Annotated in this window: 11 protein-coding genes and 1 pseudogene; 5 read left to right on the top strand and 7 right to left on the bottom strand. The window is 53.6% G+C overall.

Translation table 11 applies throughout. From position 1 onward, the window contains the following. Positions 1-7 precede the first annotated feature (7 nt). From narH to ACTHYN_RS05050, 3 genes are all read right to left on the bottom strand, one after another. The gene (gene narH, locus ACTHYN_RS05060; RefSeq protein WP_441811384.1) at positions 8-1,582 is read right to left on the bottom strand and encodes a nitrate reductase subunit beta; all 1,575 of its coding nucleotides are present in this window, start codon (positions 1,580-1,582) and stop codon (positions 8-10) included. Continuing rightward, positions 1,579-5,322, bottom strand: a complete 3,744-nt coding sequence (locus ACTHYN_RS05055) for a nitrate reductase subunit alpha (protein WP_441811383.1) — start codon at positions 5,320-5,322, stop codon at positions 1,579-1,581. The genes narH and ACTHYN_RS05055 overlap by 4 nt, the downstream gene beginning before the upstream one ends. Positions 5,323-5,453: 131 nt before the next feature. After that, entirely contained in the window at positions 5,454-6,722 is a 1,269-nt protein-coding gene (locus ACTHYN_RS05050) for an MFS transporter (RefSeq protein WP_441811382.1), read from the bottom strand. A 155-nt stretch (positions 6,723-6,877) separates the two neighbouring features. Between ACTHYN_RS05050 and ACTHYN_RS05045 the strand changes: the two genes are divergently transcribed. The 5 genes from ACTHYN_RS05045 to ACTHYN_RS05025 all read left to right on the top strand — a co-directional run bounded on the left by ACTHYN_RS05045 (position 6,878) and on the right by ACTHYN_RS05025 (position 11,394). Next, positions 6,878-8,740, top strand: coding sequence for a histidine kinase (locus ACTHYN_RS05045; protein ID WP_441811381.1), 1,863 nt, complete (start codon positions 6,878-6,880; stop codon positions 8,738-8,740). A gap of 62 nt (positions 8,741-8,802) precedes the next feature. Beyond that, on the top strand, positions 8,803-9,474 hold the full coding sequence (gene narL, locus ACTHYN_RS05040) for a two-component system response regulator NarL (protein WP_441811380.1): 672 nt from the start codon (positions 8,803-8,805) through the stop codon (positions 9,472-9,474). A gap of 70 nt (positions 9,475-9,544) precedes the next feature. Further along, positions 9,545-10,057, top strand: a complete 513-nt coding sequence (gene ubiT, locus ACTHYN_RS05035; RefSeq protein ID WP_441811379.1) for a ubiquinone anaerobic biosynthesis accessory factor UbiT — start codon at positions 9,545-9,547, stop codon at positions 10,055-10,057. Positions 10,058-10,191: 134 nt separating this feature from the next. Next, entirely contained in the window at positions 10,192-10,635 is a 444-nt protein-coding gene (locus ACTHYN_RS05030) for a hypothetical protein (RefSeq protein WP_441811378.1), read from the top strand. A gap of 36 nt (positions 10,636-10,671) precedes the next feature. Further along, positions 10,672-11,394, top strand: a complete 723-nt coding sequence (locus tag ACTHYN_RS05025; RefSeq protein WP_441811377.1) for an MOSC domain-containing protein — start codon at positions 10,672-10,674, stop codon at positions 11,392-11,394. Here the strand turns inward: ACTHYN_RS05025 and ACTHYN_RS05020 are convergent. The 4 genes and pseudogenes from ACTHYN_RS05020 to ACTHYN_RS05005 all read right to left on the bottom strand — a co-directional run. Continuing rightward, positions 11,357-12,448, bottom strand: a complete 1,092-nt coding sequence (locus tag ACTHYN_RS05020) for a methyl-accepting chemotaxis protein (protein WP_441811376.1) — start codon at positions 12,446-12,448, stop codon at positions 11,357-11,359. The genes ACTHYN_RS05025 and ACTHYN_RS05020 overlap by 38 nt on opposite strands. Positions 12,449-12,527: 79 nt before the next feature. Next, complete coding sequence (locus ACTHYN_RS05015; protein WP_441811375.1) at positions 12,528-13,238, bottom strand: anaerobic ribonucleoside-triphosphate reductase activating protein; 711 nt, start codon at positions 13,236-13,238, stop codon at positions 12,528-12,530. 1 nt (position 13,239) lies between these two features. Beyond that, on the bottom strand, positions 13,240-13,386 hold the full coding sequence (nrdD, locus tag ACTHYN_RS05010) for an anaerobic ribonucleoside-triphosphate reductase (protein ID WP_096280261.1): 147 nt from the start codon (positions 13,384-13,386) through the stop codon (positions 13,240-13,242). A gap of 93 nt (positions 13,387-13,479) precedes the next feature. After that, a pseudogene (locus ACTHYN_RS05005) lies at positions 13,480-15,171 on the bottom strand (ribonucleoside triphosphate reductase); the annotation flags it as partial. Positions 15,172-15,363 lie beyond the last annotated feature (192 nt).

Raw genomic sequence — 15,363 nt, 5'->3', positions numbered from 1 at the left:
AGCCTCCTTATTCCTGCAGCTGCTTGGGATCGACTTGCTTCACGGTGGTCAGCTTCTGCACCATGGTGGTGGTCTGTTTGCGGCCACCAAACATGTTGAATTCGCTGTCACCGTTGCAACCATCACCAAAGCTGAAACCGCACCCGTTACGCTCTTCGTGCGCTGTCGCATTGGGGAAGGCCTCTTTCGCCAACTCCCGATGGGTAGTGGGAATCACGAAGCGATCCTCGTAGTTGGCAATCGCCAGGTAGCGGTACATTTCATCCGCCTGGGCCTTGGTCAAACCGGCCTCTTCCAGCGCTGTCAGGTCTTCCACGCCGTCCACAGTTTCCGCCCGCTTGTACAGGCGCATCGCCATGATGCGCTTGAGTGCGCGCACGATCGGCTTTTCGTCACCGGCGGTAAGCATGTTGGCGAGGTACTTCACCGGAATGCGCAGGCTTTCGATCTTCGGCAGTACACCGTCAAACTCCACATTGCCAGCTTCGGCCGCCGACTGGATCGGGCTCAGCGGCGGCACGTACCAGACCATGGGCAATGTGCGGTATTCGGGGTGCAGCGGCAGCGCCAGTTTCCAGTCCACCGCCATTTTGTAGACCGGGCTACGCTGGGCCGACTCGATCACGTTCATCGGCACACCGTCTTTGCGCGCCTGCTCGATGACCTTCGGGTCGTTGGGGTCAAGAAAGATCTCCAGCTGCTTTTCATACAGCTCGTGCTCGCCCGGAGTGCTGGCTACTTCTTCAATACGGTCAGCGTCGTACAGCAGCACGCCCAGGTAGCGAATACGGCCTACGCAAGTCTCGGAGCATACCGTTGGCATACCGGCTTCAATACGCGGGTAGCAGAAAATACACTTTTCAGACTTGCCGGTTTTCCAGTTGAAGTAGATTTTCTTGTACGGGCAACCCGACACACACATGCGCCAGCCGCGGCACTTGTCCTGGTCGATCAGCACTATGCCGTCTTCTTCCCGCTTGTAGATAGCACCACTGGGGCACGCAGCCACACATGTAGGGTTCAGGCAATGCTCGCACAAACGCGGCAGATACATCATGAAGGTGTTTTCGAACTGGCCGTAGATATCCGCCTGCACATTGTCGAAGTTTTTATCCTTGCGGCGCTTGGCAAACTCGGTACCCAGGATTTCTTCCCAGTTCGGGCCCCATTCGATCTTCTCCATGCGCTTGCCGGAAATCAGCGAACGCGGGCGAGCAACCGGCTGATGCTTGCTGTCACCGGCTGTATGCAGGTGCTGATAGTCAAAATCGAACGGCTCGTAGTAGTCGTCAATTTCCGGCAGGTCCGGGTTGGCGAAAATATTCGCCAGAACCCGGAACCGACCGCCAATACGGGGCTGTATTTTTCCAGACTTAGTCCGCATCCAGCCGCCTTTCCACTTGTCCTGGTTCTCCCACTCTTTCGGGTAGCCGATGCCAGGCTTGGTCTCGACGTTATTGAACCAGGCGTACTCCATGCCCTCACGGCTGGTCCATACGTTTTTACAGGTGACCGAACAGGTGTGGCAGCCAATGCACTTGTCCAGGTTCAGCACCATGCCTACTTGGGAACGAATCTTCATTTTACAGCCTCCTGAACAATGTCGTTGCCTTCGCCGTCAAGCCAGTCAACGTGCTTCATTTTGCGCACCACCACAAACTCGTCGCGGTTGGACCCTACGGTGCCGTAGTAGTTGAATCCGTAGGAGAACTGGGCGTAGCCGCCAATCATGTGCGTCGGTTTGGGGCATACACGGGTCACCGAGTTGTGAATGCCGCCACGGCTGCCGGTAATCTCGGAGCCGGGGATATTCACAATCCGCTCCTGGGCGTGATACATCATCATCATGCCTGGCATGACTCGCTGGCTCACCACTGCGCGGGCTGCCAGAGCACCGTTGGCGTTGAACACTTCTACCCAATCGTTATCCTCGACGCCAACATCCCGGGCATCGTCTTCACTCAGCCACACAATGGGGCCACCCCGTGACAGCGTGAGCATCATCAGGTTGTCACTGTAGGTACTGTGAATCCCCCACTTCTGGTGTGGTGTGAGGAAGTTCAGCGCTTTTTCGGGGTTGCCGTTGCTGCGCTGGTTGAGCATTTTGCTCACAGTCTTGGTGTTGATCGGTGGACGATACACCAGCAGGCTTTCACCAAAGGCACGCATCCACTCGTGGTCGAGGTAGAACTGCTGACGGCCAGTCAGGGTGCGCCAGGGAATCAGCTCATGCACGTTGGTGTAGCCGGCGTTGTAAGACACATGCTCATCTTCCAGGCCAGACCAGGTGGGACTGGAGATGATCTTGCGTGGCTGTGCCACTATGTCGCGGAAACGGATTTTCTCCTCTTCCTTGTTCTTCGCCAGGTGGGTGTGATCCAGGCCGGTAAACTCGCCCAGAGCGGCCCAGGCCTTTACTGCCACCTGACCATTGGTTTCCGGTGCCAGGGTCAGAATCACTTCTGCCGCATCAATGGCACTGTCAATTTTGGGACGGCCGGCGTTGGCGCCGTCTATATGTTTGTAGTTGAGATCACCGAGGAACTGGACTTCTTTTTCCGTGTTCCAGTTGATGCCCTTGCCGCCATTACCCAGCTTGTCCATCAAAGGCCCAAGGGAGGTAAAGCGTGCATAGGTGTTGGGGTAATCACGCTCTACGGTGACAAAATTCGGCGCGGTTTTGCCTGGAATCAGGTCGCATTCGCCCTTCTTCCAGTCTTTCACATCAAACGGCTGGCCCAGCTCCGCAGGCGCATCGTGCATCAGCGGCACGGTAACCACGTCTTTCTCCACACCCAGGTGGCCCTCCGATGCCTTGGAGAAGGCCTTGGCGATGCCCTTGTAGATCTCCCAGTCACTGCGGGATTCCCAGGCGGGGTCGGTGGCTGCGGTCAGCGGGTGGATGAACGGGTGCATGTCTGAGGTATTCAGATCGTTCTTCTCATACCAGGTTGCGGTCGGCAGAACTATGTCTGAATACAGGCAGGTGGTGGACATGCGGAAGTCCAGGGTGACCAGCAAGTCGAGCTTGCCTTCCTTCGCCTCATCGTGCCACTTCACCTCTTCCGGCTTGGCACCGCCTTCGTGGCCCAGGTCCTTGCCCTGCAGGCCACTGGTGGTGCCCAGCAGGTACTTGAGCATGTACTCATGCCCCTTACCGGAAGAGCCTAGCAGGTTGGAGCGCCAGATAAACATATTGCGTGGGTGGTTCTCCGGGGCTTCCGGATCTTCCGAGGCAAATGCCAGCGTGCCGTCCTTCATAGACTGGGTAACATACTCGGGCACTTCCATGCCGGCTTTTTCAGCTTCTGCAGCTATGCCCAGAGGGTTGCGGTTAAGCTGCGGCGCGGATGGCAACCACCCCATGCGCTCTGCGCGCACGTTATAGTCAATCAGGCTGCCACCGAATTTTGATTTATCTGCCAGTGGCGACAGAAGCTCGTCAACACCCAGCTTCTCATAGCGCCATTGCCCGGAGTTAGCGTAGAAGAACGAGGTTCCGTTCATCTGGCGCGGTGGGCGCTGCCAATCCAGACCAAACGCCAGCGGTTGCCAGCCTGTCTGCGGGCGCAGCTTTTCCTGGCCAACATAGTGAGACCAGCCCCCACCACTTTGGCCAATGCAACCACACATAACCAGCATGTTGATCAACGCGCGGTAGTTCATGTCCATGTGGTACCAGTGGTTCATACCGGCACCCACAATAATCATGGAGCGACCCTTGGTTTTATGGGCCGTTTCGGCAAACTCACGGGCAATACGGGTTACTTTATCAGCAGGCACACCGGTGATTTTTTCCTGCCAGGCGGGCGTGTACGGCTTAACTTGATCGTAGGCAGTGGCGCCATCGTCGTCACCCAGGCCACGGCTAATGCCGTAGTTTGCGATCATCAGGTCGTACACGGTGACCACAAGCGTTTCACCGCCGTCAGCCAGCTCTACTTTGCGGCTGCCCAGCTTGTGAGTCAGAGTGTCGCTGATTTCAACCGACTTGAAGTGATCGTGCTTAACGCCACCAAAGTAAGGGAAAGCAACGTCAACCACTTCGTCGTGTTTTTCAACCATCGACAACTGCAGGTTCACCTCTTCAGCTTTCGCAGTCTGCTTCAGGTTCCACTTGCCCTTTTCACCCCAGCGGTAACCAATGGAGCCATTAGGCGCGGTCAGCTGGTTGGTGGTTTCATCAATAGCAATGGTTTTCCATTCCGGGTTGTTCTCTTCACCCAAACCGTCTACCAGATCACTGGCGCGCAGGAATCGGCCAGGTACGTATCGGCCGTCTTCCATTTTGTCCAGCTTTACCAGATACGGCATGTCGCTATAACGACGCACGTAATCGGTGAAATATTCGCTGGGATTGTTAACGTGGAACTCTTTCAAGATGACATGGCCCATAGCCATGCCCATAGCCGCATCTGTGCCCTGCTTGGGGTTTAACCATTCGTCTGACAGCTTGGAAACTTCGGCAAAATCTGGTGTAACGGCAACGGTCTTTGTGCCTTTGTAGCGCACTTCGGTAAAGAAGTGGGCGTCCGGAGTACGGGTTTGTGGAACGTTGGAGCCCCAGGCAATGATGTAGCTGGAGTTATACCAGTCTGCGGATTCGGGAACGTCGGTCTGCTCACCCCATACTTGCGGGGAGGCCGGTGGCAAGTCGCAGTACCAGTCGTAGAAGCTCAGACATACCCCACCGATCAGGGACAGGTAGCGGCTGCCGGAGGCGTAAGAAATCATCGACATGGCAGGGATTGGTGAGAAACCAATAATACGATCCGGGCCATGCTTTTTGGCGGTGTAAACGTTAGACGCGCCAATTAATTCGTTCACTTCATCCCAGCTTGACCGCACAAAGCCACCCATACCACGGCGGGGCTTGTACTCGGCAGTTTTCTTGGGATCCTCAACAATGGAGGCCCAGGCTTCAACCGGGTCATTGAACTGCATACGGGCTGCGCGCCAAAGCTTCATCAAATGCTTGCGCATCAACGGGTACTTCAGGCGGTTGGCGCTGTACATGTACCAGGAATAGCTGGCGCCCCGAGGACAGCCACGGGGTTCGTGGTTGGGTAGATCCGGGCGGGTGCGGGGGTAGTCGGTTTGCTGGGTTTCCCAGGTAACCAGTCCATTTTTAACGTAAATTTTCCAGCTACAAGAACCGGTGCAGTTTACGCCGTGAGTGGAGCGTACAATTTTGTCGTGTTGCCAGCGTTGGCGGTAGCTGTCTTCCCAGTCGCGATTCACATCGTGGGTTTCGCCGTGGCCGTTCGCGAAGGACTCGCGCTTTTTGCTGAAGTAGCTCAGCTTATCGATCAAATGACTCATGGTCTCTCTCTCCATCAACCCGTCTGTCGGATCGTTTTTCCCGAATTAGAATCATTGTGTGGCAGAACAACCCCAAAATCTGCATGGTTACTACCACATAACTGACCTCTACCACTGAAGGGGTAGAGCACTTATATCCCTGGCTGGAGAAGCGCCTGGCGTTCATACCGACGACTAAAACGGGCAAACATAACCTGGCAAATACCGAGCAGCAGAAATAAAATCATGAACACGGCACTGCGCACACCCAGCCAGTGATTCACTGCGCCAAAAATAACTGGCAACAAGAAAGCAACAGTGCAAGCGCTAACCAGCAACAGCCCGGCAACAAATGCTGCATTCTGGCGACTTTCAACAATCACTATTCTCTGCAAACTACCCATGGCACACCCAAGCGCCACACCCAACACCACTACGAAAACACCTTCAACGCTCAAAGGCAGGGCATACTCCACCCTGACGGTTGTTTCCACACCTTGAATAAATAGCGTCATGGGCGGGTAGGACAGCGCTACCAGCGCGACTAAACCAACAAACAGTGACCGCCCTACAACCTTCGGGCTGCCGTAGCGGTCCGATAAGCCGCCGCCCAATATCTGAGCCAAAGCACCAGGAATAACAAACCATTGCGCAAGTCTGGCTCCGGATTGAACTTGCAATTCAAACTGTGATGAAAGGTAGTCCGGAAGCCACAATGCCAGAGCAAAAAAGCTTCCTGCGACCAGGCCAAAATAAACACCTAGCTGCCAGGTACCCTGCTCTCTAAGGTGCTCGAAAAGTACTCTGATGGAGGTTTCGGCTTCTGGATCTGCGATCGCATCTTCCGAGTCTGTGAGCAGCAAAAGCAGTGCAAGTACAAGTAGAAGAACAATCAGATAAGCAAGCGGAACGCCATGCCAGGAGAAGGCCTCATGAAACAGAGGCACAAGGTAGTAGGTAAACCCAGCACCGGTAACGCCAGCACCAAACACACCTAGCACCAGGCCGAGACGGTCGTGATGGCAATTACTGGTCACAAATTGTAGCCCTGCGCTGTAGAACCCTCCGGCCAGCCCCAGCCCACCCGCAGCTAAAAGATACCCACGAAAGGTATTCGTAGTCAGCAAGATCACCATGCAAACCGCAAGTCCGGCAAGGCAAATGAGCATGATACGGCGCGCACCAAATTTTCGGGCGGCAAGCCCGGCAGGCACAGCTAGCAGGGCACTAACGGCCATAGGCACGGCAAGCAGAAGGCCAAATTGCAGGTTACTGAGGTTTAACTCGCCCCTAAGATGTATGCCCGCAACAGCGAATAGCGTCCAGCAGCCTGCTGCGATGACAAAGCCCACCACGGCAAGCGGCAGAATTACGGCAAGTGATGCCAGCCGTTCATCCTCCTGATCCGCCTCTGACTTCATTAAGCAATATCCTTAGAAACACCTTTATAAGCTATCTTCCAGTCTCAGCTTTTGCCCTGGCGCAGGTCAAAGACTATGATGGCATACCAACCATTGGGGTAATTGACTAACCTCAAGGAGGTATCGAAGCCAGGTGACAGCAAAGACGAGACTTCATGAAATCTAGAAGCCCCCTTGTTAACCGGATTGCCATTGTAGTGTGTGCCGTGGTGCTCACCTCTATAGTTAGCATGGCTACCACACTTGCGGTATCAAAAAGTATTGAGGGAAACGCGACAGCCATCAACCTGACTGGTGCGCTGCGCATGGGCGCGTTTCGGTTGCTGTCTCACGTGGCCAGTGGGCAAGAGAGCAGCGTCGGCGAAAACAACCTGCAGAATATGGCATCTCAATACGGGCTCAGCCTTCGCGACAACAACAACATTGCCCGAGCTATTCCCGACACTGAAGATCATCCACTAGCCAAACAGTACCAAGCTATTCAGGCATATTGGGAGCAAACCTTACGCCCAGGACTAGAAAACCACCCGCCGGGATCGTTTGCCAGTGCGGATATAATTGCTGCCACTCAGAGCTATGTAAACTCGGTAGACCAACTCGTCAGTATGTTAGAACGGCGAACCGAAGCCCGCATCGGCTTGCTGCACCTGATCCAGATGATCAGCCTGGCGTTTTCCATACTGATCATTATCGCGCTGTTTGTAGACCTGAGAAACCGCGTGCTAAAGCCGCTGCGCAAACTGGTTAGCATAGCGAATGCAGTGAGTGAACAAGACTTTTCCCACAAGGCTAACCTCAAAGGAAGTGACGAACTGGCACAATTGGGCAGCGCCTTTGATCAAATGAATAGCGAGCTCGCATTGACCTACTCCAACCTTGAGGAACGAGCCCGCAGCAAAACTGAAGAACTGGAAAAAAGCCACGCTGCACTGCAATTGCTGCATGCCTCCAGCCGTGACCTGTTTGCCAATCACGATTTGTGCAGTGGCGCGGTTCCTATGCTGCAGGAACTGGAGCAGCTTTTGGGCATAGGGCCAATTCGGCTTTATTTGCATGACAAGCAGTCAGCCGAGCCGGTTCAGGCGGTGACCACAGCCTCGGTAGAGCGCCCCTTCTACTGTCGCGACCATCACTGCAACGCCTGTCTGGTCACACCGGAGGTTTACGACGAGCTACCCATAGAAGAACACGATGGCCGCAGGCTGCTACTGCCGATCCGAACACCCGGTAAACTCCTTGGCACTTTAGAGGTGTGGTACCCTGTTGAAAAAGGACTCTCAGACACGGCACGCCGCCTTCTTGAGACGCTCAGCGATCAGTTGGCAACTGCCATTTTTCTTGAGCAGCAAATTACCGAGGAGCAGCAACTTACGCTGGTCGAAGAGCGCACAGTTATCGCTCGGGAACTACACGACTCCCTGGCTCAGTCACTGTCTTATTTGAAAATGCAGGTTGCGCGCCTGCGCCGGCTAGGTATTGAGGGGGAACAAAAAAATGCCCACAACGCCATACTTGACGAGCTTAGCACGGGGCTAAACAGCGCTTACCGGCAGCTAAGGGAGTTGCTAGCCACTTTCAGGTTAAAGCTAGACACGCCAGATTTGGCCACGGCCTTACGTAAAACCATTGAGGAATTTTCGGAACGGCTGGGCAAGCCCATAGAACTGATTTACAACCTGCCACCTCAGGCGCTATCGCCCAACGAAGAAATTCACACACTGCAGATTGTGCGTGAAGGTCTGGCCAATGCCGTTAAGCATGCCGATGCCACAGAAATTTCTGTAGAAGTAGTCTTTGAATCACCTCAGGTACAGGCAAGAATACGGGACAATGGCAAAGGTCTGCCCGAAGGTGGCCAGCCGGTTAACCATTACGGCCTGATTATCATGCAAGACAGAGCCCGCACACTTGGCGGCCAGGTTGCGGTACAGGATCGCAATGAAGGGGGCGTTGAAGTTACTCTAACGTTCGTTCCGAAAAGCCGGCACCTGATTCCGGCTGAAGTTTCTAACACCTGAACATCAAAAAAGCGGCGCCCCACTACGCCGTTACGAAATCAAGAGAGAGGAAACGAAGTACCATGTCTGATACACCATCTGACACACCCGCAAGCATATTGCTGATAGACGATCACCCGCTGCTGCGCCAAGGCATCAAGCAACTTATCGAGATGGAAAGTGACATGGTTGTAGCAGGCGAGGCCAGCAACGCTACCGACGGAATTCGCATAGCAACTGAACTTGAGCCTGACCTCATCCTGATGGATCTCAACATGCCGGAAGTCAGCGGCATCGACGCCCTGAAAAAACTGCGGGAACTGAACATAAGCTCACGCATTGTCATGTTTACCGTATCAGACCAGGAAGACGACGTGGTTGCTGCTCTGCGTGCCGGTGCCGACGGGTATCTTTTGAAGGATATGGAGCCGGAAGACATGGTTGCTCAGCTGCACCAAGCTGCGGTGGGTAAAATGGTGATCAGTGATCGGCTAACCACTCTTCTTGCCGAGGCTTTGCGATCCAACAAGCCCCAGCAGGCTTCGCGGCCAGATTTCGACAGCCTCACACCACGGGAAAAAGACATCCTGCGGCTGATCGCCGAAGGGCTTTCCAACAAGATGATCGGCCGCAAGCTGGACATCAGCGACGGCACGGTAAAAGTACACGTAAAACACCTACTGAAAAAACTTAGCCTGCGCTCACGGGTAGAAGTCGCCGTATGGGCAGTAGAAGAGGGCTTGCACAAGGGCTGAGCTATATCAAATCAAATGTTCGACATTTTGGTTACTCTGGGCAGACTGAATTCACTGCTCGGAGTTGACTATGGCTTTGCCCTTACCTGCCGCCCTGCCCTTTTCCATGGCTCTGCCTCTACCCACCAGATCCCTGGCCAGTGATACCGCTGCATTGCTTACTGAATACTTGCCTTCGCCATTTCCTTTACTCGGAGCGATCGACCGTTCTATTCCTATTCCGATAAAACAACTGGTTGCAGAAGCACCCCTGAACCGGGTCTTTGCCGAAGCCATTGCTGAAGGTGAGTTTGACGATTTTGAAGGTCGTCGCATTCGGCTGGAAGTAAACGGAGGCCACCCTGGCATCACGTTTGGTTTTTGGGCTGGCCGACTGCGGGTGCTGGACGGCCCCGGCGAAGCCACCATTCGAGGCTCTCTTTCTGCCTTCAAAACGCTTTCCGCGCGCCAGCAAGACCCAGACCAGCTGTTTTTCCAACGACTCCTGATGATCGAAGGGGATACCGAGCTAGGGCTTGCCTTGAAAAATCTTCTGGATAGCCTGGAATGGGATTTCAATATCCGTCAATTGCTTTTCTTCTGAGGCCTTATGCCACTATAGCCATATCAAATCTGCATGGCCCTGTGAGATGGTTCAGACATAAACAGTTAAACCCTCTAAACCGACACCCATGCGGACTTACTTAGTGGTCATGCAGACTGGAAGGATAAAACCCAATGACACTGGCTGAAAAACTCTGCCTGACGGCTACCTTTGTTTTTTTCATGACGGGGCTGTTAACCGGTATCTGGAAATACTGGAGCATGGCCCGCAGCCCGAAAGCTGCCGCGCCAAGGTACGTAGACATTGCCCACCGCAGCTCGCTCATGTACAGCTTTGCCGCCATGCTTCTGGGCTGGCTTGCCAGCCATAGCGCGTACCCGGACTGGTTGAACACGCTGGCTGCCCTCTGTGCCCTGGGCTTTTTTGCCCTGGCTATTGGTACCTATGTTATTCATGGCGTGCTGCGCGACACCAGCAACCAACTTCGTAAGCCTCACCGACTGGGCAGCATGACACTGCCACCGTGGATCGTTCACGGATTTATGATCTCATTGGTCGTAGCTGAAGTGGGAGGGTCGCTGATTCTTGGCGCCGGTGCCATGATGTCTGTCTGGTGATAGCCTCTTCATTTCAGGACACTCTGGGAGACTAACATGGCAAAAATAATTGAAATCAAGCAACTACGGACAGGCAGCCTGACCAGGCTTGCAGGCACCGAAACGCTAACGGGCATTCACAAACGGGACATTGAATCTGCCTACCTGGGCGAAAATGGCCTAAGCGATGACCAGCAAGGTGACAAACGTCACCATGGAGGCCCCGAAAAAGCGCTGCACCACTTTGCCTCCGACCACTATATCCGCCTGCAAACTTCGCTTCCCGCCCCAGCCTCAGCGCACTGCCTGCCAGGCGCCTTTGGCGAAAACCTGGTTACCGAAGGGTTTACGGAATCGGATGTATGTGCCGGAGATATATACGAATTTGGAGAAGCTATTATTCAGGTGTCTCAGCCACGCCAACCTTGCTGGCGGCTGAACTTGCGCTTTGGCATACCGGATATGTCCCGCCGACTACAACGTAGCCTCAGAACAGGATGGTACTACCGGGTGTTGCAGCCTGGCATGGTCTGCAAGGAAGACTCGCTGATACTCAAGGAACGGCCCCATGAAGACTGGCCCTTAAGCCGAATATTGTCTGTGCTTTACGAAAACACCATGGATAAGAGCGCCCTTACAAATATGGCAGAGATGAAAGAGCTCTCCCCCAATCTTCGTTACCTCGCAAAACAACGCCTTGAAACGCAACAAGTCGAAAACTGGGAGGGACGGCTATTTGGACCTACCCCACTGAAACAAGGCGGCGCAATCGGCCCATAACGTCCAGATTGTTAGCCTCCATTAACTCCAGGGCTTTCAAGGAATCGTCTGGGCGACCTTCGTGATGTGCGCGCACAGCATCCTTTGCATAAACATGCACCAGCCGGTGCGGCTCTTCAATTGCTTGAAAGTTCATTTGGCCCGCATACTGTTTGTTGCCGTCACCTTCGTAATACCATTGCCCGAGACGGCATTCGGTTTCGCTGGGCAAGCTGTCTGCCGTTCTGTCACAAAGCCCGGCCAGAATTTGATACACTGTAAGTTTAATTTCCAGCTCTTCAAGGTTGGCTAATTCGATCTCAGACAGTAAAGCTGCGTTGCCCAAGGCTTCTGAGGACGTGCTAGCCAGATCAATCAGCGTAAGCAGCCGGTCGCGTGCGCTCTCTGCCTCTGTGGCCAAGGTTTCCATTTCCTCGCTGTTGTAACGGCTGGCCCCGGCAACGGTTTGGGTTTGCGCCCGAATACGGGAGATGGCGCCTTCGATTTCCTTGGTGGCCTCCCCCGCCCGAAACGCGAGGCTTCTAACCTCTGTTGCCACGACACTGAACCCGCGCCCATGCTCACCGGCACGGGCTGCCTCAATGCTGGCGTTCAGTGCCAACAGTGATGTTTGCTCCGAAACACCCTCTATCACATCTACCAGCGATGTGATGCTACTGGTTTCTGTTTCCAGAGACTCCATTTCCTGAGCCGAGTTGGCCGCGCTTTTTCGTGCGCTACCCAGTCTTTCCACAAGAGACACCATCCCGTCTTTTACTTGGCCAGACTCATCCCGGGTTTTCAGAGCTTCATTACGGCGCGAGCCTAAAAGCTGCGATAGCTCACCAAATGAGCCTTTAAGTTCACTTAAAGAGCTACCAAACTGGCCAAGCCCCGACATTAATCGACGACCAAGCGCCTGCTGGGCCGTTACTTTTTGCAGCGCCTTGGTTTTCTCCTCGAGCTGGACCTCAAGAAAGTGCTTGTCTTCGCAGAGCTTTTTTTCGCTTTCCCTGGCCGTAGACAGTTGTTGCTCAAGCACTTCAATCTGTTTTTTGTACCGCCCAAAAAACATACTTCAACTCCACCAACTGATTAGGTTCATATTATATAAACCTTATAGAGTGAAAGGTGTACGGAAATGTAACAATAACCTACACAGAGGAGCGCATTTCACAAACATCAAAATTTGATTCTAACGCCTCTCTGATCCATCGCTTATGTTCCGCGCAAACCCGGCTATCACCAATAGCTGGATTAAGCATCTGCTCCCCGCGAGCGACCTGAATCGCAAATTTCGAAACCCCTTTCAAGGACAGTAATTCGCCAATAGATACCACTTGCTCCCACGAATGCAACGCCCGGTGCCAGGTCATCCTGCATTCGAAATCCACTCCGGCTTGCTGAAGCTCCGCAATAGCAGCCCAGCTTTCAGACCCAGAGCGACGGCGAGTGGTAACTGCCTCATAATCTGCTGGCATAGCTTTAATGTCTAACCCCACCCAATCTAGCCAAGGTAGCAGGGGTTTCAACAAACTCAGGTTAGGTGCGCCGGTATGCAACGCGTTTTTGAAGCCCATCTCTCGGGTTTGTTGAAGGGCAGGCAACAGTGCTTTCTGGGTAGTAGGCTCGCCTCCGCTGAACACCACTGCATCCAAGAGGCCCCGGCGCCCTTCAAGATGGCGACGCACCTTTTGCCAGGTGATACTTTGTTGGTCTGAATGCCGGGGTATCAAGTGAGGGTTATGGCAGTAATGGCAACGCCAAGGACAACCCTGCAGGAACAGGGTTGTCGCTAAGTGTTGCGGATAATCAACGGCGGAAAAGGTTACCATGCCACCTATCACCAGGTTATCCGCAGGCATATCAACGCTCCCTGAAGTGGGTACGTTCGCGGTGCTCGGATTGCTTACCTTTGTTGAAGGCAGAAACCGGGCGGTGATAGCCCATCACCCGTGTCCATACCTCACAACGTTGGCGCTGATGTTCATTCGGAAGCTTTTGGTTTTCCATAATGTTCTCCTTAACACTCTCTTCTCGGGAAAATCCGAAAGGCAATTTTGTTAGCCATCGCCTTTCGGCTATATCGGAGCCATGCTCCGGGGCTTAAGCAATGGCTGATACCGGCAGTGGCTGGTCAGCCATCAACAACTCATCACATTTAGGGCAGAATTCGTGCTCACCGTTCAGATAACCGTGCACGGGGCAGATGGAAAAGGTAGGCGTAACCGTGATATACGGCAGCCGGTAATTCTCCAACACCCGCCGAACAAACCGGGCACAGGTAGTGGCATCGCTGATACGCTCCCGCATATACAAATGCAGCACCGTGCCGCCGGTGTAGCGAGTTTGCAGTTCGTCCTGCAAATCCAGGGCTTCAAAGGGGTCGTCGGTAAAGCCAACGGGTAACTGACTGGAATTAGTGTAATAGGGTGCGTCGTGCGTACCCGCCTGCAGGATTCCCGGGTAGCGCTTTTGATCTTCTTTAGCAAAACGGTAGGTGGTGCCTTCCGCTGGGGTGGCTTCAAGGTTGTAGAGGTTACCTGTCTCTTCTTGGAACACTTTCATTCGTTCCCGAACGTGGTTTAGCAAATCCAGCGCAAACGCTTTTCCCCATTCAGAGGCTATGTCTTCCTGATCGTCGGAATAGTTCCGGATCATCTCATTCAGGCCATTCACCCCAATGGTCGAAAAATGGTTTCGCAGGATACCCAAATAGCGCTTGCTATAGGGCAGCAGGCCTTCAGCCATATGCCTATCAATCACCTGGCGCTTGGTTTCCAAACTATCCCGGGCCAACTCCATCAATTCATCTAGCCGTTCATACAAAGCTTGCTTACGCCCTTTGTAGAGATAGCCCAGCCGAGCACAGTTAATGGTTGCCACCCCAAGAGAGCCGGTTTGCTCTGCTGAACCAAACAAGCCGTTGCCACGCTTTAGCAGTTCCCTTAGGTCTAGTTGCAGGCGACAACACATAGAACGAACCATGCTGGGCTCAAGGTCTGAATTCAGGAAGTTTTGAAAGTACGGCAGGCCATACCGAGCCGTCATATCAAACAGACGCTGGGCATTTTCGGATTCCCAATCGAAATCTCGAGTGATGTTGTAGGTGGGAATCGGGAAGGTAAATACTCGGTTCTTACTGTCTCCAGCGGCCATAACCTCAATGTAAGCCCGGTTAATCATATCCATTTCTAATTGCAGATCGCCGTAGCTAAAAGGCATTTCCTCCCCGGCAATGATCGGTATCTGCTCCCGGAGATCTTCCGGGCACACCCAATCAAACGTGATGTTGGTAAACGGCGTTTGAGTGCCCCAGCGCGAGGGTACGTTAAGGTTGTAGACGAACTCCTGAATACACTGAAGTACCGTTTCATAACTCAGTTTATCCCGGCGAATAAACGGTGCCAGATAGGTATCAAAAGAACTGAAGGCTTGGGCGCCTGCCCATTCATTCTGCAGGGTGCCGAGAAAGTTCACCATCTGCCCGATGGCGCTCGATAAGTGCTTGGGCGGAGCAGATTCCACCTTGCCGGGCACACCGTTCAGGCCTTCATGCAACAGGGTGCGCAAAGACCAGCCGGCACAGTAGCCACTGAGCATGTCCAAATCGTGTATGTGAAGGTCTGCGTTGCGGTGTGCCTGGCCGATGCTCGGAGTGTAAACATCGTTAAGCCAGTAGTTAGCGATAACTTTACCGGCAGTATTCAGGATCAGGCCGCCCAGGGAATAGCCCTGATTGGCGTTGGCATTTACTCGCCAGTCGCTGCGCTGAAGGTACTCACTGATCGTTGCCGAGATATCTAGCAAAAAGGGTTCTGTTGGCTCGGGGGCTACGGGGATGGCTGGCATGATGTTCCTCCTGGAATCGCGTCAGTTCCGGACTCTCACCGGATCCCCGCCACTAAAAACACAACATATAGTGGCATATAAAGACAAAAACACTATATACGCGACTCTAAAGAGTTTCAATAAAAATCATTTATTTTA

The sequence above is a fragment of the Marinobacter sp. genome, assembly GCF_052091845.1.
In the GTDB taxonomy this organism is placed as follows: domain Bacteria; phylum Pseudomonadota; class Gammaproteobacteria; order Pseudomonadales; family Oleiphilaceae; genus Marinobacter.
Note: the sequence above shows the minus strand (reverse complement) of the source record. Positions and strands in the feature narration are given on the sequence as shown.

Bases quoted from the DNA above. Each gene is read 5' to 3' on its own strand.
- narL (WP_441811380.1), top strand. From the start codon at position 8,803: ATGTCTGATACACCATCTGACACACCCGCAAGCATATTGCTGATAGAC.
- ACTHYN_RS05050 (WP_441811382.1), bottom strand. From the start codon at position 6,722: ATGAAGTCAGAGGCGGATCAGGAGGATGAACGGCTGGCATCACTTGCC.
- narH (WP_441811384.1), bottom strand. From the start codon at position 1,582: ATGAAGATTCGTTCCCAAGTAGGCATGGTGCTGAACCTGGACAAGTGC.
- ACTHYN_RS05030 (WP_441811378.1), top strand. From the start codon at position 10,192: ATGACACTGGCTGAAAAACTCTGCCTGACGGCTACCTTTGTTTTTTTC.
- ACTHYN_RS05055 (WP_441811383.1), bottom strand. From the start codon at position 5,322: ATGAGTCATTTGATCGATAAGCTGAGCTACTTCAGCAAAAAGCGCGAG.
- ACTHYN_RS05025 (WP_441811377.1), top strand. From the start codon at position 10,672: ATGGCAAAAATAATTGAAATCAAGCAACTACGGACAGGCAGCCTGACC.
- ACTHYN_RS05015 (WP_441811375.1), bottom strand. From the start codon at position 13,238: ATGCCTGCGGATAACCTGGTGATAGGTGGCATGGTAACCTTTTCCGCC.
- ACTHYN_RS05020 (WP_441811376.1), bottom strand. From the start codon at position 12,448: ATGTTTTTTGGGCGGTACAAAAAACAGATTGAAGTGCTTGAGCAACAA.
- ubiT (WP_441811379.1), top strand. From the start codon at position 9,545: ATGGCTTTGCCCTTACCTGCCGCCCTGCCCTTTTCCATGGCTCTGCCT.
- nrdD (WP_096280261.1), bottom strand. From the start codon at position 13,386: ATGGAAAACCAAAAGCTTCCGAATGAACATCAGCGCCAACGTTGTGAG.
- ACTHYN_RS05045 (WP_441811381.1), top strand. From the start codon at position 6,878: ATGAAATCTAGAAGCCCCCTTGTTAACCGGATTGCCATTGTAGTGTGT.